Genomic DNA, 19,256 nt, shown 5'->3' with positions numbered 1-19,256 from the left:
GGCCCTCACGGCCACGGCTCGGAGGCTCCGGCGGGCGCTGGAAGCTCAGCCCAGCGCCTCCTCCAGGAAGGGCGCGGTCTGACTGAAGGGCAGGCCCACCACGTCCTCTGGTGGGCCCGCCACCACCACCCGCCCGCCCTTGTCCCCAGCGCCCGGGCCCATGTCGATGACCCAGTCGCTCGCGGCCACCACGCGCATGTCGTGTTCGACGAGGATGACGGTGTTGCCGGAGGCCACCAGCCCCTCCAGCTGCGTCATCAGCGTGTCCACGTCGGAGGGGTGCAGGCCCGTGGTGGGTTCGTCCAGCACGTACAGCGAGCTGCCGCGCTGGGCCCGCTGAAGCTCCGTGGCCAGCTTGATGCGTTGGGCCTCGCCGCCGGACAACTCCGTCGCGGGCTGCCCCAGCCGCAGGTATCCCAACCCCACCTCCCGCAGGACCGCGAGCGGCCGCTGCACCAGCGGGTCCTCGCTGAAGAAGTCGTGGGCCGCGTCCACCGTCATGCCCAGCACCTCGGCGATGTTCTTGCCCCGGTACTGAATCTCCAGCGTCTTGGCGTTGTAGCGAGCCCCCTGACACGTGGGGCACGGCGCGTAGACGCTGGGCAGGAAGAGCAGCTCCACGCTGACGAAGCCCTCGCCTTCGCACGTCTCGCAGCGGCCCTTGGCCACGTTGAAGGAGAAGCGTCCCACGTCATAACGCCGGGAGCGTGCGGCGGGCGTCGCGGCGAAGAGTTTGCGGACGTTGTCGAACAGCCCCGTGTACGTCGCCAGGTTGGAGCGCGGCGTGCGTCCAATGGGCTTCTGGTCCACCTGCACCAGGCGCTTGATGCCCTCCATGCCGGAGGCAATCCTGCCGCCGGTGGTGTGGATGACCGTGCGCTCCAGCGCCTCTCCCTCGTCCTCGTTCTCCGGCACCGCGTGGCCCAGGTGTCCGGCCACCAGATCCACCAGGACCTGGCTCACGAGGCTCGACTTCCCCGAGCCGGAGACGCCCGTCACCGTGGTGAGGACGCCCAGCGGAAAGTCGACGTCCAGTTCCTTCAGGTTGTTGCGCGACACGCCCTGCAGGCGCAGCCACCCCTTGGGCGAACGCCGCGTGCCGCGGTGCTTCTCCGCGTCGCCGAAGAGATAGCGCCGCGTCCGGGACGCCTTCACCGCCTTCAGGCCCTCGAGCGGGCCGCTGTAGAGAATCTGCCCGCCCTGCTCACCCGCGTCGGGCCCCACGTCGACAATCCAGTCCGCGTGGCGGATGACATCCACCTCGTGCTCCACCACGAACAGCGAGTTGCCTGAGCCCTTGAGCTGGTCCAGGGCCTTCAGCAGCGCCGCGGTGTCCGCGGGGTGCAGCCCAGCGGACGGCTCATCGAGCACGTACACCACGCCGAACAGGTTGGAGCGCACCTGCGTGGCCAGCCGCAAGCGCTGGAGCTCGCCAGGAGACAGCGTCGGCGTGCCGCGCTCGAGCGACAGGTAGCCCAGGCCCAGCTCCGTCAGGACGTTGACGCGCGCCAACACGTCGTGGGCGATTCGCTGGGCCACCAGCGCCTTCTCCGGATGGGCACGGGCAAGCGCCGCCACGTCCTTGGCCGTCCCATCCGCCACGGGCGCGAGCAGGTCCGTGAGCTCACTGAGCGGCAGACGCGACAGCTCGCCGATGTCGAGCCCCGCGAAGGTGACGGACAGGGACTCGCGGCGCAGGCGCTTGCCGTGACATTCGGGGCAGTCGCCGCTCACCATGTACTGCGAGACGCGCCGCTTCATCAGCGCGCTCTGCGTGGTGGCGAAGGTCTGGAGCACGTAGCGCCGGGCGCCCGTGAAGGTGCCCATGTAGCTGGGCGGCTCCTTGCGCTTGAGGGCCCGCTGCGTCTCGGCCGGGGTGAAGCCCGCGTAGACGGGCACCGTGGGCTGCTCGTCCGTGAAGAGAATCCAGTCGCGGTCCTTCTTCGGCAGCTCCCGCCACGGCCGGTCGACGTCGTAGCCGAGCGTCACCAGGATGTCGCGCAGGTTCTGGCCGTGCCACGCGGGCGGCCAGGCGGCAATCGCCCGCTCCCGGATGGTGAGCGCGTCATCCGGCACCATCGACTTCTCGGTGGCGTCGTAGATGCGGCCCAGCCCGTGGCACTTGGGGCACGCGCCCGCGGGCGTGTTGGGCGAAAAGGCATCCGAATCCAGGTGCGGCTGGCCGCGTGGATACGTGCCCGCGCGCGAGTACAGCAGCCGCAACGAGTTCGCCAACGTCGTCACGCTCCCCACGGACGAACGCGTGGTGGGCGCGCCCCGGTGCTGCTGGAGCGCCACGGCAGGGGGCAGCCCGTCGATGGCGTCGACCTCCGGCACACCCGCCTGGTCGATGAGACGGCGCGCATAGGGGGCCACGGATTCGAAGTACCGCCGCTGCGCTTCCGCGTAGAGCGTGCCGAAGGCCAGCGACGACTTGCCCGAGCCCGACACGCCGGTGAACACGACGAACGCGTCGCGCGGAATCCGGACGTCGACGTTCTTCAGGTTGTGCTGGCGGGCGCCGCGCACCTCCACGAAGCCCTGCTCGGCGGAACCGGTTGCATCTGGGTGCTGCTTCGAACGACGAGCCCTGGCCATAGGCCCCACGCTGAGTTGTCGGAAGGGATGAAATCCGGCGGCGTTGTACCCGAGGCGGATGTGGGAGACACGCGCGAACACGGGCCACGGTCCCGGGCTCGACGAACGCTCCCTGACTCACCGGCCAGGCAGTGTCAGCAGCACCCGCGCGCCCGGGCCCGGGCTCTCCACCACGCGCGCGTCGCCGCCATGGCCGCGCGCCACCTCGCGCACGAGACTGAGTCCCAGCCCCACGCCCCCCGCGTCCCGCTCCAGGCGGTGGAAGGGCGTGAAGACGTCCTCTCGGTGCGTCTCCGGGATGCCGCGCCCCTCGTCCTGGACAGCGACTTCCCAATGCGCGTCCCGGAGCGCCAGCTCCAGCCGCACCTCGGACCCACGAGGCGCGTAGCGGAGGGCGTTGGCCAGCAGGTTGTCCACCGCTCGACGAACGGCCATCGCATCCATCCGGCAGTCGGCCTCGTCGGGGCCCACCACGCGCAGCGACACACCGCGCCGGTCCGCCTCCGCCCATGCCCCCGCGGCGGCTTCGTCGAGCAGCCCGCGCAAATCCCCCTGCTGCAAGTCGAGGGCGCCGCCCGCCGCCGACAGCTCCAGCAGCGCACCGGCGACGCTGGCCAGCCGGTCCACCTCGCGCCGGTTCTCCTCCAGCACGGTGCGCAACTCCTCCGCGCCACGCTCGCGCCGCAGCGCCAGGTCCAAGCCGGTGCGCATGAGGGCCAGTGGCGTGCGCAGCTCGTGCGCGGCGCGCGCGATGAGGCGTTCTTGCGCTTCACGCGCCGCGCGCACGCGCACCGCGGCCTCGGTCAGCGCCAGGCGCACCTCCATGATTTCGTCCCGGGGCTCATCCACGGGCACGGGAGCCACCATGCCTCCGTCGCGCGAGCGGGCCACCTGGTCCGCGATGCCGTGAAGCCGTCGCGCCAGCCCCCTCGCCTGCCAGCCCTGGATGCCAATCAGCACCCCGCCCAGGAGCAGCGCCAGCACGGTGGCGACGGAGGTGAAGGTGCCCACCGCCTGGTCCACCGTCCCCAGGGACGCCACCAACTGCAGGACATGGGGCACGCCCTTCGGAGAGCGTACCTGCACCGTCAGCACGCGAAGCCGCAGGCCCGTGCCCAGGCGCTGCGTCTCCAGCCGCGACGTGGGCCCGTCCTCGGGCAGCACCCGTTCGTAGACGGTGGGTGACTCGGGTGGGAAGACGGAGAGCAGCGTCCCATCCGGGCCATAGAGCCGGGTCGCGGGGACGAAGGTACGCACCTCTCCCGCCAACGGGGAGGGCTCCACGTGCAGATGCGGGCGCCCATCCGGAGCGTCGAAGAGGCTCACACTCTCCGCCGCGGCTTGCGACAGCAGGGCTTCGTCCAGGGTCCGCTCGAGCACCACGCGGAACACCTGGACGGCCACGCCCAGCGCGGCGACCACCGCCACCACGGGCACCACCGCGCCCCACAGCCACATCCGCCGGACCAACCTCACCGAGCGCCCTCAATCACCAACCGGAAGCCCACCCCACGCACCGCCTGGATGGTCACCCCTTCCGCGCCCACCTCGGTCAGCTTCGTGCGCACGTAGCCCACGTAGACGTCCACGATGTTGGGAGGCCCATCGAAGCTGGGGCCCCACACCTTCGCCAGCAGGCTGGAGCGGGTGTGGACTTCGCCCGCGCGCGAAGCCAATTCCCCCAGCAGGGCGAACTCACGGCCCGTCAAGGCCACCTCACGGTCGCCACACGTCAACATCCGCCGCCGGGCATCGATGTGGATGGCCCCTCCGCCCCAGGACTGCGTCTGGCCCTCGGAGCGGCGGTGCAGTGCCTCCAGGCGCGCGAGCAGTTCCTCGAAGGCAAAGGGCTTCACCAGGTAGTCATCCGCGCCAGCGCGCAGGCCCGTCACCCGCTCCCCCACCGTGCCGCGGGCGGTGAGCATCAGCACCGGCGTCATCAAGCCGCGTTCGCGCCAGCGCCGAAGCAGCGCCACGCCATCCATGCCGGGCAGGGCCCAGTCGAGGATGATGGCGTCGTAGGCCACCTCGCCTGCCTGGTCGAGCGCGTCCTCCGCCGTGCGGCAGGTGTCCACGAGGTGGCCCTCTTCCCCGAGCCCCCGCCGGAGCAGGTTCGCCATCCGCTCCTCGTCTTCCACCAGCAGCAGCCTCACGGCACCGGCCTCCTTCACCTCATCATGCACGCGCCTGCGTGCGCGTCCTACCCGCGAACCATGGGTAGAGTGTGGGGAGGATGACCAGGGTCAGCAGCGTGGAGGTGACGAGCCCACCCACCACCACCGTGGCCAGGGGCCGCTGCACCTCGGCGCCCACCCCGCGAGCGAGCATCATCGGGATGAAGCCCAGCGCCGCCACCAGCGCCGTCATCAGCACGGGCCGGGCCCGCTCGCGGGCCGCCATCACCACCGCCTCACCGGGAGCATGGCCGTCCGCTTCGAGCCGCTGTTCGCGCGACATCAGCACGACGCCGTTGAGCACCGCGATGCCGGACAGCGCGATGAAGCCCACCGCCGCGGAGATGGACACGGGCAGGTCCCGAGCCGCCAGCGCCATCATCCCGCCCACGCACGCGAAGGGGACGTTGGCGAAGATGGCCAAAGCGGGACGCATGCGGCGGAAGGCGAACAGCAGCACGGCGAAGATGAGGAGGGCCACGGCGGGAAGCACCAGCGAAAGCCTTTGCCGTGCCTCCGTCAAGGTCTCGTACTGACCGCCCCACTCGAGCCGATAGCCATCAGGCGGAGTAAGCGCCTGCTCCGCGCGGCTCCGTGCCCGCTCCACCACCGTCCCCAGGTCCGCGCCTCGCACGTTGAAGCCCACCACCAGCCGGCGCTGGCCCCCTTCCCGGCTCACCAGCCCGGGCGAGGAGGTCAACCGCACGTCCGCCACGCGGGAGAGCGGCACCAGGCCTCCCGTCTCCGTGGGGAGGGGCAGCTCGGCCAGGGAGAAGGCATCGGACGCACCCGTCAACCGCAGGACGATGGGCACGCGCACCGCCCCATCCCAGGTGGCGCCCACCTCCACGCCACTGCGCACCGCGCTCACCGCCTCCAGCACATCGACCGCGCCCAGGCCCGCGCGGGCCGAATCGAGAGGGCGAGGCGTCACCTCGAAGAGCGGCACCTCCGGCGGAGCGAGCACACGCACGTCCACCGCACCCGGTTCCTGGCTCAGCAGCGCCGCGGCCCGGCGAGCCAGGAGCCCGAGTTCGGTCAGGTCCTCGCCGTAGATGCTGAGCGCCACGTCCGTCACCGCGCCCCCGAGCAGCTCGTTGAAGCGCATCTGGATGGGCTGCGTGAAGGCCGGGTCTCCACCTGGGACACGGGCTTCCAGCACCTGCCCCATCTCCTCGATGAGCGACTCACGGGTGAGCCCGGGCCGCCACGCGTCCCTCGGCGCCAACGACACGAAGACGTCCGCCATCTCCAAGCCCATGATGTCCGTGGCCACCGCGGGGCTGCCCACGCGCGAGACGACCTGGCGCACCTCCGGAATCGCTTCGAGCAGGACTCGCTCCATCCGGCCCGCTTCGCTCACCGCCGCGTCCAGGCTGATGTCAGGGACACGCGTGGTTTGAATCACCATGTCGCCTTCGTCCAACTGCGGCGTGAACTCCGTGCCCGCGCGAGCGAAGATCCACCCACCCACGGCCAACAGGAACACGGCCACGGCGGCCACGGGCACGCGCCTGCGCACGCTCTGACGCAACGCCGGGGCGTAGAGACGCTCGAACCAGCGGACCAGCAGTGGCTCACGCGCGGGGACGTGCTCGGGGCGGATGAGCCAACTCGCGGCGGCGGGGATGAAGGTCAACGACAGCAGCAGCGCGGTGGCCAGCGCGAAGACGACGGTCATCGCCATGGGCCGGAACATCTTCCCGTCCACGCCTCGCAGGGACAGGATGGGCAGGTACACGAGCAGGATGATGAGCACGGAGAAGAAGACGGGGCGGGCCAGGGACACGGCCGTCTCCTCGACGTGCTCACGGGGCGGCCGCTTCTTCTCCTCCGGCGACAGATGCGCCAGCCGGTGGAACAGGCCCTCCACCATCACCACCGCGCCATCCACCAGCAGGCCGAAGTCGATGGCTCCCAGGCTCATCAGGTTGCCCGGGATGTCCAGCGCCACCATGGCGGTGGTCGCGCCCAGCATGGACAACGGAATGGCCGAGGCGACGAGCAGGCCCGCGCGCACGCTGCCGAGCAACAGGAAGAGGACGCCCACGACGAGCAGCCCTCCTTCCAGCAGGTTCTTGCCCACGGTGCGCACCGTGCCGCGCACCAACGTGGCACGGTCGTAGACGACGTCCAACCGCACGTCCTCGGGCAGCAGCGCTCGCACATCGGGGAGCGCGTCGGAGATGGCGCCCGTCACGGCGAGCGCATTGGCATCCCGGAGCATCTGCACCATGACGTAGACCGTCTCGCCGCGCCCATTGGAGGTGGCGCTGCCAATGCGAGGCAGCGCGCCTTCGGTGACCTCGGCCACGTCGCCCAGGCGCACGGCCATGGCCCCAGGCCGGGGAATCAACGCCTCCGCCAGGTCAGCCGGCGCCCGAGGCCGCGCCACGGCGCGAATCAGGACGTGGCGCTCTCCGACCGGAAGGCTCGCGCCCGGAGCGCTGCCGGTGGCTCGCTCCAGCGCGTCACGCAACTGCGCGAGCGTCACGCCCCGCTGGGCCAGCCGCACGGCGTCCGCGCGCACCTCCAGCGTGCGCTGGTGGCCGCCCCAGCTGTTGACCTCCACCACGCCCGGCACCGTACGCAGACGGGGCGCCACGCGAATCTGCGTCAGCTCGAGCAACTGCGCGCCCGTGCGCTCCGGCGAGGACAGCGTGAAGTGGAAGACTTCGCCCAACCCACCGGTGAGCGGCCCCAGCTCCGGTGGGTCCACGCCCGGGGGCAGCGTGGAGCCGAGCACGTTGAGGCGCTCCTGCACCTGCTGCCGGGCCCGGTACGGGTCCACGCCGTCCTCGAACACGGCGGTGACAGAGGAAAGGCCATAGCGGGACAGGCTGCGCTGCTCCTCGAGTCCGGGCATGCCGCCCAGGGCCACCTCCACCGGCCGCGTCACCAGCCGCTCCACCTCCTCGGGCGTCAGGCCGGGCGCACGCGTGAGAACGAGCACCTGGTTGGTGGTGATGTCCGGCATCGCGTCCAGTTCCAGGCGGAGCGACACCGCGACGCCCGCCAGCGCGAGCACGCCCGTGAGGGCCAGGACCCAGACCCGGTGACGCACCGACCAGCGCACGAGGGCTTCAATCACGGCGTCACCTCATCGCCGGCACCCGCCTGAGACTCCAACAGCAGCGCCGCGCCGTCAGCGGCCACCGCGTCCCGGGCAGACAGCGGCCCTTTCACCAAGGCCTCCGCGCCGGAGGTGGCCAGCACCTCCACCTCCCGGCGCACGGGCTGCCCCTCACCGCCGCGCGTGAAGACGACCGTGCGCGCACTGTCGAAGGCCAGGGCGCGCGCGGGGACCAGCACCGTGTCCTCGCCCGCCGCGGCCTGGATGCGCAACCGGCCGCCCTGCCCCGCGCGCAGCACGGCGGCGGAGTCCTCTGGCTCGAACCACGCGCGCCACGTTCCATCCGCGGCGTCCACGACCGGGGACTGGCCCACCCACCGCACCGGAACAGCGATGCCCTGGGAGGACACGAAGGCGAAGCTGGCGCCCTCGGGAGGACGCACGGACAGCCGGGCCTCCAGGCGCGCGGGACCGTCGGCGGCCACCCGCACCAAGGCGGCGCTGGCCTCGGGCTGCGTCTCCCCCAGCACCGCGCGCACCTCGGTGACGATTCCTCCGATGGGGCTCTTGAGCCAGACGGTGCCGCGCTCCGCCACGCCCCGGGCTTCCCCGGGAGCGATGCCCGCTACGCGCAACACCGCGTGCGCCGCGACCAGGGCGGCGCGGGCCTCGGCCTGTTGCGTCTGGGCATCGGCCAGGTCGGGCAGCTTCGCCAGGCCCTGGGCATGAAGCGCCTCCAGGCGTTCCACCTGCCGCGAATAGGCCTCCAGTCGCAGCGAGGCGGCGCTGGCGGCCCCCGCCGCCTCCACCACCTCCGGCATCAACACCTCCACCAGCGGGTCTCCCGCCTTGACCTGCTGACCCGGCCGCGCGCGCACCTGCTGCACTCGGGCGCGGAACGGCGCGGAGAGCGCGGCGACGGCGTCCGGGCTGGACAGCACCAGCGCGGGGGCCTCCGCCAGGGCCACGCGAGACGCCGCGCGCACGGGCACCCACGCCGAAGCCGCGGAGGCGCGCGCGGGGGGCGGCGGTGGAGGAACCTCCGCGGTGGAGGAACCGGACGTGCACGCCCCGGACAGGACGAGCATCGGCACAGCGACGAAACGACGGACGAAGGGCGTCATGGCAGGGCGGAGAGCAGGAGGTGGAGCCGCGCGGCGGCGAGCGAGGCTTCGCCGCGGGCGAGCGCGAGCCGGATGTTGGCGGCGGCCCGGGCGCGGCGGGCGCGCAGGACGTCAGGCAGCGTGCTCTGGCCCGCGCGCAGCAACACGTCGGCCAGCCGCGCGGCCTCTTCGGCCTTGGGCGCCAGGGACTTCTCGACGACGGAGAGCTGCGCCGCGGTGTGCTCGCGCTCACGGAACGCCAGGGCCAGCTCCGCGGCGGCGCGCAGCGCGGCTTCCTGGGCCTCGCCCTCCAGACGTTCAGCGGCGGCGAGGAGCGCGCCACGCTCGCGCTGCCCCGTGTCGAACATCGGCGGCGTCACGCCCACCATCAGCAGGCCACTGAGCCCGCCGTAGTACTCACGCACGCCCTGCGCGCCCACCGTCACCTGCCAGCCCCGCGCGGCCCGGACCTCCGCCGCGCGGGCCCGCTCCGCCACCCCCAGCAGGCGCCGGGCCTCCGCCTCTGGAAGCTCGGAGGCGCGCGCCAGCCACCGCGCTTCTTCGGAAGGCGGCGGCAATGCAACTTCCGGCAGGGCCTCCGCGACCACCAGGTGCGCATCGGGCTGACGGCCCACCAGTGCCGCCAACGACAGCCGCGCGTGGGTCACCTCCGCCTCGCGAGCCAGGAGCGCCAACTGAGCCTCGGCCTCGAACCCTTCCGCTTCGGCCAGCTCCAACCGGGTGGCGCCGCCGAGCGCCAGCGCATCCGCGACGGAGGTGCGCAGCGCACCCGCCAACGTCGCTTCCTGCTCGGCCGTCGCCGCGGCCTGCTGGGCCGACCAGAGCGTCAGCCACGCCCGCGCCACCTCCAGCCGACGGTTCAGCAGCGCGGCCACGGCTTCCCGCTCCAGCGCCCGGGTCTCCGCGCTCGCCGCGTCGCGCTGGGCCCCCGCAAGGTTCGACAGGAAAAGCGGTTGCTCCACCGACACCGTCAGCTCGAAGCCTGGACCCTCGGGCTGGGCGCGCCGCCCCGGCATCACGCTGAGCGTGGGGTTGGCGGCGAGCCACGGCAACCGCGCGTCCCACGCCCGCCGCGTTTCCACGGCGCGTGCCAGGCTCGCGGGCAGCGCGGCTTTCGCGGCCAGCGCCTGGGACTCGGCGAAGGTGAGTGGAGGGGACTCTCGCGCCGGCGCCGCGGCGAGGAGTGTGACGAGAAGGACCCACATGCCGCGCACCCTAAGGAGGGCGCGCGCATGCCGCTTGAGGGCATCCTGAGAGAATTCTCAGAGAAGCCCTATGGGGTCTGACTGTTGCGCAGCGCCGCCGCCTGTCTGCACGCCACCAGCAGCATCACGGTGAACGTGGCCACCAGCACGAAGACCTCTTCCCAGTCGGCCAGCGGGTCCTCGTTCTCATTGAGCAGCGCCAGACTGAGCAGGCACAGCACCAGGTGCACGGAGAACACGGGCAGGGACGCACGACCCAGCGCCTCCAGCACGCGGGGGCGCAGCCAGCGGAACACCTTGGGGCTCAGCCAGCTCGCCAGCAGCGCCACGGCCAGGAAGTTCACCAGCCGCACGGGCGCCAGGGTCCACTTGTCGACGAGTGCGCCATACAGGTCCAGGTCGATGCTGAAGATGCCCACCTGGTAGCGCATCAGCAGCAACGCCACGCTCACCACCAGCGCCCCGCTGAGCAGTACGGGCGAGACGACCTCGCGCTTCTCCGGCGCCGTGGCACGGCCCACGCCCAGCCACACGCCCAGCACCCACAGGAACTGCCAGGCGAAGAAGTCGAAGGCCCCCGACAGCTCGATGCGCAGCGGCGGCCACGGCAGCACCGGGATGAACACCAGCAAATCGTAGAGCGCGCGCTTCAAGCCCAGCTGCGCCGACAACCACACCAACCCGCTCAGACACAGGATGCGCGTCCACCCCGCCTTGCGCGCTCCCAGCAGGATGAAGGGTGTCAGCAACAGCAGGACGACGTAGAGCGGGAGGATGTCGAGCAGCGGTGGACAGTAGAGCAGGAACAAGCTGCTCCACAGCGCGGTGAACGGGTCCTCGTGGAAGAAGCCCAGCAGGTTGTGGATGGCGGGACGGTGCGTCGCCATGCCCAACGTCCCGATGACCGCGAACGCGAAGGCCAGCAGCGCCACGTGGTAGCCGTAGACCTTGAGCGCCCGCTGCCAGAGGCTGCGCCACAGCACGTTCGGATCCGCCGCTTCAATCTTGTTGGCGTACACCACGCCCACGAGAAAAGCGGACAGGAAGACGAAACCCTCGGCCGCGGAGACGAATCCGAATGGCTGGTTGCTGAACGTGTTCAGTCGCGTCGGCAGGTGCGTCAGCGTCATCAACACGAGCAGGATTCCGCGCAGGATGTCGAGCTCGGGTCTGCGATTCATGTGGACGAAGGTCGGCTTGAAGGGTTCTCGGGTCAGGTGGGCCGTTGAGGATGCCCTCAATGGAGGATTCCACACTGTCCATAACCCATTCCGACAGAGCGGGCCCAGCGCCCACACGCAGGGTTCCCCCCTCCAAGGAATCCCCACGGCCACATCGCCGTCCCCCTACACGCAGTCTGTGTCACAGCGAGCACAACGCACACGTACGCTCCGTAACTGGCTAGGCTGCGGACGCCTCGGGCCCACCGGGCGCCGCCGCCAGTGGCAGCGCATCCAGGTCAGGCCCCGCGGCTGCACGGCGGGCCGGTCATGGCCCTCTCACTGCCCGGTCTCGCCGGGTACAGGAGAACCTGGATGCTCACATCGAAGAATCCCCAGCGCTTTCTGCACGCGGCACTCCTCTGCGCCCTGTCCTGGAGCGGCCAGGCGATGGCCTCCGGCGCGGAGGAGCTTGCCCCCACCGACGCGAAGGCACGGATCCATCCCCAGAACGCGAGGGCCCTGTTGCGCGCGGAGCGCCTCCTCGCGTCCGAGCCCCACTTCCTCCCCCCGCCCCTGCCCGACTGTCCCGGGATGATCGACCACGGCGTCGTCCGGCTCGGCGTCGCGCCCGCGGGGCACCTGAACCTCCCCTGCCCCACCAACACGGTCTCCAGCGGCACCTTCGGCACCCGCACGATTGGCTTGCGCTACCTGCCCACCAACGGCGAGGCCGCCGCGCCCGGGAGCGCGTGTGAGGGCTGGGGCGTCGCGAGCGCCGACCTGGGCATCTCCGGCTACAGCTCCGCGGACTGCGGCGCGTCCTCCAACCTCACGGTGGAGATCAACGCGCCATCGCCCATCTCCACCATGTCGGTGGTGCGCGTGGGGAACACGTTCCGGGTGACGCACATCTACACGCCGTCGCCGGTGACGAACCATCTGTACCAGGTGGACGTCCTCATCGAGAACATCGGCACGGCCTTCATCTCCGACCTGCGCTACACGCGCGGCATCGACTACGACATCCTGCCCAACACCTTCTCCGAATACGTCACCGTCGCGGGCACTGCGGGCAACCCCTGGGTGGTGAGCGCGGTCGACAACAACTTCGTGTCACTGGACCCGCTGGCCATCAACTACTCGCTCATGGGCGGCACGGGTGACTTCACCAACGTGGGCCCGGGTGACCTGGGCGCGCAGCTCGACTTCCGGCTGGGCTCGCTCGCCGTCGGACAGGTCCGCTCCTTCCGGACGTTCTACGGCGCCGCGGGCAACCAGGCTGACGCGCTCAACGCCCTGTCCGCCGTGGGCGCGAGCACGTACTCGCTGGCCAAGGGAAATTGGAACGGCACCGGAGACCCGCTGAGCCCCACCGGCGCGCCCGCGGGGACGTTCGGCGCGACCACCGGCCAGCCGAACACCTTCATGTATGGCTTCCGCCCGCCGGAGTCGCCGACGAGTTGCACGGTGGAGTGCCCCGGCTTCCTGTCCCACGGCGTCTACACCGTGGACCACTCGGGCGACCTGGACCGCTGCGTCGTCAACGGCCAGTACGCGAACAACACCGTGGCCGTCACCTACCTGTTCGGCGAACGCGTCGAGTTCACCTGCAGCGACTACGGCAGCCCGCATGGCAATCCGTGCAACGTCGGTCCCGGCGCCGACACCTGCAACCTGACGGCCTTCCAGAGCCTGTGCAGCAGCCCGACGTTCGCGCGCTACTGCCTGTAAGCGGCCCCGCGCTCAGACCTTCAAGCTCGACTGCGGCGGCGCGTCCGGAACGCGCCGCCGCAGGAGCGAAGCTCCCACCAACAGCGCGACGCCCGCCGCCACCGCCCCACTGGTGAAGGGCGCACCAGGCCCCAGCCGCGAGTAGAGGAAGCCGCTCCACACCGGCCCCACCACGCGCGCGAGCCCGCCCGCCGACTGCACCACGCCCAGCACTCCGCCGCGCAACTCGCTCCCCGCGAACCCGGAGGCCAGGCTGGCCATCAGCGGCTGCAACAAGCCCGTCCCCGAGCCCACCAGCACCATGGCCAGCACCAACATGGCACCGTGGCCCGCGGCGGCGATGCACGTGAGCCCGGCCCCCATGCACGCGGCGCCCACCAGCACCAATGTCGTGTCCCGGACCCGGCGCGTCAGCCAGCCGATGACGAAGGCCTGAAGCACGAAGGTGACCAGGCCCATCAACGCGAAGAGCCGCCCGATCTCCTGTTCGCCCCAGCCGAAGCGCGCCTGGGCCAGCAGCCCCAGCGACACCTGGAGGTTCGTCATCCCGATGAACACCAGGAACGTCAACGCCAGCACCGCGCCCAGCCCGGGCCGGGCCAGGACGTCGGACAGCCGGACCCGGGGACGGCCTGGCGCCTCGTGCCGCTCCGCCCGCGGGCGGTGTGTCTCCGGAAAGAAGAAGAGCACGCCGAGCATCGCCGCCGCCGCCATCACCGCGCCCGCCAGCGGTGGCGCCCAGGCGCCATGCACATGGAGGAAGCTGCCGATGACGGGCCCCAGCACCATGCCCAGGCCAATGCCCGCGCCGACGAGCCCCATGCCCGCGGCCCGCCCTCGCTCGTCCGTGACGTCCGCCACCGCCGCCTGACACGCCGCCAGGTTGCCCGCGGTGGCGCCCGCGAGCAGCCGCGACGCGAACAACCACGGCAGCCATTGGACGTGGGTGGAGTACGCGAACAGGGCCATGGAGATCGCGTTGCCCAGCAGGCTCAGCAGGATGACGGGGCGGCGCCCCACCCGGTCCGACAGCCGCCCCAGCACCGGCGAGGCGACGAGTTGTGCGAGGGAGAACAACGCCAGCAGCACACCCGCCGTCGTGGCCGTCCCGCCCATGGACTCCACGTAGAACGGCAGCAACGGGATGATGAGGCCGAAGCCGACCAGGTCCAGGAACACCGTGACGAAGACGAGCGCCCGTACCCGTCGCTGCACGTTCCGGGGCACGGGAGAAGTCCATGATGGCGGGGGCATGCGCCAGATGATTGACGGCCCCGCCCGCCAGGGAAACAGGTTTCGCATCCGGCCCTGCCGCGGCGTCCAGGGGGGCCTGCGCGAACCGGGCCTGCGCCTATCAAGACGCCCTGCCCGCCAGGGTCCGCCTCAGCGCCGCTTCGCGGGAGGCGGGCCCACGGGCCTGGGGACCAGCAGGTCCTCGAAGAGGGAGAACACCTGCTCCGCCCCGCGCTGGAGCGCCGGCACGCCGCTGTGCGCCCACTGTTCGAGCAGCCACCCATCCGTGGCCTGTCCGATGCCCATGAGGGATGCCAGCAGCAGGGACTCCGGCACATCGCCACGCACCGCGCCCAGCGCGCGCCCGTCCGCCAGGACGCGTTGGAACCACCCCACCAGCGGCCCTTCGAAGCGCAGCCACGCCTCCTGGAGCTTCGGATGGGTGCGCGCTTGCGACATGCTCCGGAGAAGCCGGGCCGAGCGCTCGTCGTTCACGATGTGCGTCGTCAGCGCGAAGTACCGCTCACGCAGGGTGCGCCAGAAGCCGTCCGCGTCCGCGGGACGCTGCCAGGCCCCGAATCGCTGCGCGAGCGTGTCCAACGTGAGGGCCAGCACGGCGGCATAAAGGTCGTCCTTGCCCTCGAAGTAGTAGTACGCGACGCCCTTCGAGAAGCCCGCGCGCTCCAGGATGCGGTTGTAGGAGGCCCCATCGAAGCCGTGCTCCGCGAACTCCTCCGCGGCCACGGCGAGGAGTGTCTGTCTGCGCTCGGGGTCGAGCCTGCTGGCGCGGGGACGGGGCATTGGACGCAGCGCTTCTATCAGGATGCGCCAGGAGTGTCGCCGAGCGCCGCGCGATGCAGTTGATGCCACGCGACGATGGCACGGTCCGCCCGGATGAGCGTGCCGTGGGTCAGCGCACCGGAGCGAGGCAGGCTGGAGCGGACCATCCGGTAGTCGTCCGGCTGGATGAAGCGGAACTCGAACGCAATCGCCAGCCGGGCAGCGAGCCACCGGAGCCCCGGCAGCCGGACGTATTGCTGGCGGAAGCGCGCCGCGATCCACGTGTGCTCGGCATCCACGGGCGTGCAGACGACGGCGGCGACCAGCCGGGGCGTGAAGCGCAGGTGAATGACGCCCGGGTAGCCCACGTCGATGGCGAAACGGAACCCCGTCCCAGGCGGACGTGTCTCCTTGCGCAGCCAGCCGACGGTGCGAATGGCCCCCGCGTCCACGTGGACCTCATAGGGGTCCAACCGCGTGTAGCCCGGCGGGACGTAACGCCGGTGCGCGAAGGGAAAGTGATGGAGGTCCATCATCCCCTCCATGACCCGGGTGAAGCGTGCGTTCCAGACCTCCTCCACCGCGGCGCTGCTCGAATCAGGCTCCGGCGCGTCTGCGAGCCAGGGCAGCGGAGGAAGGGACGCGGGCACCCTGCCCCCCAGCCACGCCCAGATGAACCCATGCGCCTCTCGCACCGGATGCATGCGCAGCGCGAGGCCTCGCGAGGGCTTCGCGTCACGCCCCTCACAGGGCATGGCCAGACAGGCGCCGCCACCCTCGTAACGGAAGCCGTGGTAGGGGCATTCGAGCGCCCCCTGCCGCACGCGTCCGAGCCCGAGGTCCGCGCCCCGGTGAGGACAGGCCGCATCCGCGCAGTGGGCCTCGCCCGCGGCGTCCCGCCAGAGCACGAGCCGCCGCCCCAGGCGCTGGATTCCCAAGGGCCGTCCCGTCCCGAGCGCCGGTGACCGCGCCACCGCGTACCAATGCGCCGCCCACTGCTCGGCGTGCTTCGAGCCTGTCGCCTCGTTCATCGAACACCCAGCCTAGACCGATGGTTGGACCACTGGTCTAATACTGACGGCCGACATGGGGGCTCGCAACCGAAAACGCGTGGGCGTGGCTGCCTGGCCGGCTCAGGACGCTTCCGGGCGGGGCGGGAAGCGCGACAGCAGCTTGTGCACGGCGTCGTTGATCTTCTTCTGGAGTGCATCGGGCGACAGGTTGCGGTGGAGCTCCGCCTGGGCCGTGCCGCGCCAGACCAGCCGCTGCTCCCGGGCATCCACGCCGTCGAGGATGAGCGTGCCCACGTCGTATTCGCGGACATAGGTGCGCGGGCCCCCCATGCCGTACGGATAGCCGTAGGGTCCGTAGAAGGAACTCCAGGGGCTCCAGTATGGGCCCCAGGGGTAGCCATAGAAGGAGTCCACCGTGTCGACAGACACCTTGGTGTCGATGGCGCCCTGCCACCCCACGAGAAAGTCCGGGTCCTCGCTCATGTCCACCCTCTGGTAGCCACGAGCCTTCAGCTCCTGGTCCACCGCCATGCGCACGCGCACGTCGATGATGTCGTTGTAGACGCGGGCGTCCTTGCCCTGGGGCTGCGGCAGCCAGGCGTACCGGCGGAAGTCTTCGATGCGCTCGACGGCCGTGGGGTCATAGTTGGTATTGACGCGGATGCCCGAGCAGGCCGCCAGCGCCAGCCCCAACAGCACGGGGGTGATTCGGAACAACAGCCGCATGGGAGCCTCCTGGATGTCGGGGCGCGGACACATCGCGGCCCCGGCTCCCTGCAAACCTAGGCGTCCGTCACACGCCCCTCGGGTACGGCCCGGCCGTTCGGCGGCTGTGGCGGAGCCGGTCCGGGCGAAAGGTCCGCCCGCTCGGGATGAAACCGCCGAATCCGTTGTTCGGTCCGCGCCTTCGCACGCCAGACCGTCTATATCCCCGGTTTTCGGCTCGCAGCCCTCTGTTTCAGGAGCAATCCTTGACACATCCCCATCGACGTTTCCCCGGCGCCAGGCATGTGCTGGTCTCCGCGTGCACCACTGCGCTGCTCACCTCCTGCGCGTCTTCCACCTCCGCGGAGAAAGCAGAACCGCCCGCGCCTGTCGCCACGGCGCCCGCCGAGGCGCCCGCGTCCAAGCCGAAGCCCACGTATGGGACCTTCGGCTTCGACACCCCGGGCATGGACCGCGACATCGTGCCGGGCAACGACTTCTACGGCTTCGCCAACGGCACCTGGGTGAAGCGGACAGAGATTCCGCCGGACCGCTCCAGCTACAACATGTTCACCACGCTGGCGGAGCAGGCGGACCAGCGCAACCGCGAGCTCATCGAGGCGCAGCGCCAGGCCCCCGAGGGCAGCGAAGCCCGGAAGGTGGGCGACATCTTCGCCAGCTTCATGGATGAGGCGGCCATCGAGGCCAAGGGCGTGGCGCCGCTCAAGCCGGAGCTGGAGCGCATCGCCGCCATCGGGCAGCGCAAGCAACTGGCCACGGTGCTGGGCGCCACCCTCCGCGCGGACGTGGACGCGCTCAACATGGGCGACGTCACCACGGACCGTCTCTTCGGCCTCTGGGTGGCCGAGGACCTGAACGAGCCATCGCGTTACGCCCCCTACCTGCTGCAAGGCGGCCTGTGGCTGCCCGACCGGGACTACTACCTGGTCGACAACCCGCGCTTCACGGAGCTGCGCAAGAGCTACCAGGCGCACATCGCGGCCATGCTGAAGCTGGCCGGCTTCGACGACGTGGAGACCCGCGCGGGCCGCGTCTTCGCCCTGGAGCGGAAGATGGCCCAGGCGCACGTGTCGCAGGTCGACACGCGGGACATCTCCAAGGCGAACAACCCCTGGCCGCGCGCGGAGTTCGGGAAGCGCGCGCCCGGCCTCGCCTGGAAGGAGTTCTTCGACGCCGCGGGCCTGGGCACGCAGGAGCAGGTCATCGTCTGGCAGCCGAGCGCGCTGACGGCCCTGTCGAAGCTCGCCCAGAGCGAGCCCCTGCAGGCGTGGAAGGACTACCTGGCCTTCCACGCGGTGGCCCGCGCGGCCCCGTACCTGCCCAAGGCCTTCGTTGACGAGAGCTTCGCCTTCAACGGCAAGACGCTGAGCGGAACGCCCGCCCAGAAGGAGCGCTGGAAGCGTGGCGTGGACGCCACCAACCTCTCCATGGGCGAGGCGGTGGGCAAGCTTTACGTCGCGAAGTACTTCCCGCCGGAGGTGAAGGCGGAAGCGGAGGCCATGGTCCGCAACATCATCACCGCGTTCGAGAAGCGCATCGACGCGCTGACGTGGATGTCGCCCGAGACGCGGACCCGCGCCAAGGAGAAGGTGGGCACGCTCCAGGCAAGCATCGGCCACCCGGAGAAGTGGCGTGACTACTCGGGGCTCGACATCGTGGCCGGTGACGCCTACGGCAACGCCGAGCGCGCCGTCCGCTTCGAGTACCAGCGCAACGTCGCCAAGCTGGGCCAGCCCGTGGACCGGAAGGAGTGGTACATGGTCCCGCAGCTGGTGAACGCGCTGAACTCACCGCAGCAGAACTCCATCATCTTCCCGGCCGCCATCCTGCAGCCGCCCTTCTTCGACGCGAACGCGGACCCGGCCGTCAACTACGGCGGCATCGGCGCGGTCATCGGTCACGAAATCGTCCACAGCTTCGACGACGTGGGCGCCAAGTTCGACGCGCGCGGCAAGCTGGAGAACTGGTGGACGAAGGAGGACGAAGCGAAGTTCCAGGCCGCGGGGAAGGCCCTGGCGGCCCAGTACAACGAATACCGCCCGCTGCCGGACCTGTCTGTGAATGGCGAGCTGACGCTGGGCGAGAACATCGCGGACATGGCGGGGGTGGCGGTGTCCTATGACGCCTACCAGCTCTCCCTGGGCGGAAAGCCCGCGCCTGTCATCGACGGCTACACGGGTGACCAGCGCTTCTTCCTCGGCTTCGGTCAGGTGTGGCGCGCCAAGTACCGCGAGCCGTACCTGCGCCGCATCATCATGACGGACGGCCACGCGCCGGGCCCGTACCGCACCGCCACCGTGCGCAACCTCGATGCCTGGTATGGCGCGTTCGATGTCCAGCCCGGGCAGACGCTGTTCCTGTCTCCCGAGCAGCGCGTCCGCATCTGGTAGACGTCATTTGACGACATCTCCTGGGGAGAAGGACTGAGATGCCCTC

General features: G+C 70.8%; 13 protein-coding genes. 2 read left to right on the top strand and 11 right to left on the bottom strand.

The window, feature by feature from the left end; all coding sequences use genetic code 11:
- Positions 1–45 precede the first annotated feature (45 nt).
- The 7 genes from uvrA to opgC form a co-directional block, all read right to left on the bottom strand.
- Positions 46–2,598, bottom strand: coding sequence for an excinuclease ABC subunit UvrA (gene uvrA, locus BLU09_RS21420; RefSeq protein ID WP_090491384.1), 2,553 nt, complete (start codon positions 2,596–2,598; stop codon positions 46–48).
- Between the two features lie 117 nt (positions 2,599–2,715).
- A complete protein-coding gene (locus tag BLU09_RS21415; protein ID WP_090491383.1) occupies positions 2,716–4,074 on the bottom strand; it encodes a sensor histidine kinase in 1,359 nt (452 codons plus the stop codon).
- Entirely contained in the window at positions 4,071–4,751 is a 681-nt protein-coding gene (locus BLU09_RS21410) for a response regulator transcription factor (protein ID WP_011553483.1), read from the bottom strand. Before BLU09_RS21410 ends, BLU09_RS21415 begins: the two co-directional genes overlap by 4 nt.
- Positions 4,752–4,773: 22 nt before the next feature.
- Positions 4,774–7,863 carry an efflux RND transporter permease subunit gene (locus tag BLU09_RS21405; protein ID WP_090491381.1) on the bottom strand — a complete coding sequence of 1,030 codons (3,090 nt, stop codon included), beginning with the start codon at positions 7,861–7,863 and terminating at the stop codon, positions 4,774–4,776.
- Positions 7,860–8,969 (bottom strand): efflux RND transporter periplasmic adaptor subunit, encoded by a 1,110-nt coding sequence (locus BLU09_RS21400; protein WP_090491380.1) that lies wholly within the window; start codon positions 8,967–8,969, stop codon positions 7,860–7,862. Before BLU09_RS21400 ends, BLU09_RS21405 begins: the two co-directional genes overlap by 4 nt.
- A complete protein-coding gene (locus tag BLU09_RS21395; RefSeq protein ID WP_244171920.1) occupies positions 8,966–10,174 on the bottom strand; it encodes a TolC family protein in 1,209 nt (402 codons plus the stop codon). Before BLU09_RS21395 ends, BLU09_RS21400 begins: the two co-directional genes overlap by 4 nt.
- 68 nt (positions 10,175–10,242) lie before the next feature.
- Positions 10,243–11,355: an OpgC domain-containing protein gene (gene opgC, locus BLU09_RS21390; RefSeq protein ID WP_244171919.1), complete on the bottom strand. Its 1,113-nt coding sequence runs from the start codon at positions 11,353–11,355 to the stop codon at positions 10,243–10,245.
- Between the two features lie 354 nt (positions 11,356–11,709).
- On the opposite strand from opgC, the gene BLU09_RS21385 reads away from it, so the two are divergent.
- A complete protein-coding gene (locus BLU09_RS21385) occupies positions 11,710–13,068 on the top strand; it encodes a hypothetical protein (protein WP_244171918.1) in 1,359 nt (452 codons plus the stop codon).
- A 12-nt stretch (positions 13,069–13,080) separates the two neighbouring features.
- Here the strand turns inward: BLU09_RS21385 and BLU09_RS21380 are convergent, their stop codons facing one another.
- The 4 genes from BLU09_RS21380 to BLU09_RS21365 all read right to left on the bottom strand — a co-directional run bounded on the left by BLU09_RS21380 (position 13,081) and on the right by BLU09_RS21365 (position 16,820).
- Positions 13,081–14,295, bottom strand: coding sequence for an MFS transporter (locus BLU09_RS21380; RefSeq protein ID WP_090491376.1), 1,215 nt, complete (start codon positions 14,293–14,295; stop codon positions 13,081–13,083).
- Between the two features lie 156 nt (positions 14,296–14,451).
- On the bottom strand, positions 14,452–15,102 hold the full coding sequence (locus BLU09_RS21375) for a TetR/AcrR family transcriptional regulator (RefSeq protein ID WP_090491375.1): 651 nt from the start codon (positions 15,100–15,102) through the stop codon (positions 14,452–14,454).
- Between the two features lie 17 nt (positions 15,103–15,119).
- On the bottom strand, positions 15,120–16,112 hold the full coding sequence (locus tag BLU09_RS21370; RefSeq protein WP_090491374.1) for an aromatic ring-hydroxylating oxygenase subunit alpha: 993 nt from the start codon (positions 16,110–16,112) through the stop codon (positions 15,120–15,122).
- 102 nt (positions 16,113–16,214) lie between these two features.
- A complete protein-coding gene (locus tag BLU09_RS21365; protein WP_090491373.1) occupies positions 16,215–16,820 on the bottom strand; it encodes a DUF4136 domain-containing protein in 606 nt (201 codons plus the stop codon).
- Between the two features lie 245 nt (positions 16,821–17,065).
- On the opposite strand from BLU09_RS21365, the gene BLU09_RS21360 reads away from it, so the two are divergent.
- Positions 17,066–19,210 carry a M13 family metallopeptidase gene (locus tag BLU09_RS21360; protein WP_090491372.1) on the top strand — a complete coding sequence of 715 codons (2,145 nt, stop codon included), beginning with the start codon at positions 17,066–17,068 and terminating at the stop codon, positions 19,208–19,210.
- The last annotated feature ends 46 nt before the right edge of the window (positions 19,211–19,256 follow it).

It is taken from the genome of Myxococcus virescens, from assembly GCF_900101905.1.
Lineage (GTDB): Bacteria > Myxococcota > Myxococcia > Myxococcales > Myxococcaceae > Myxococcus > Myxococcus virescens.
This window is presented reverse-complemented; position numbering and strand designations above follow the sequence as displayed.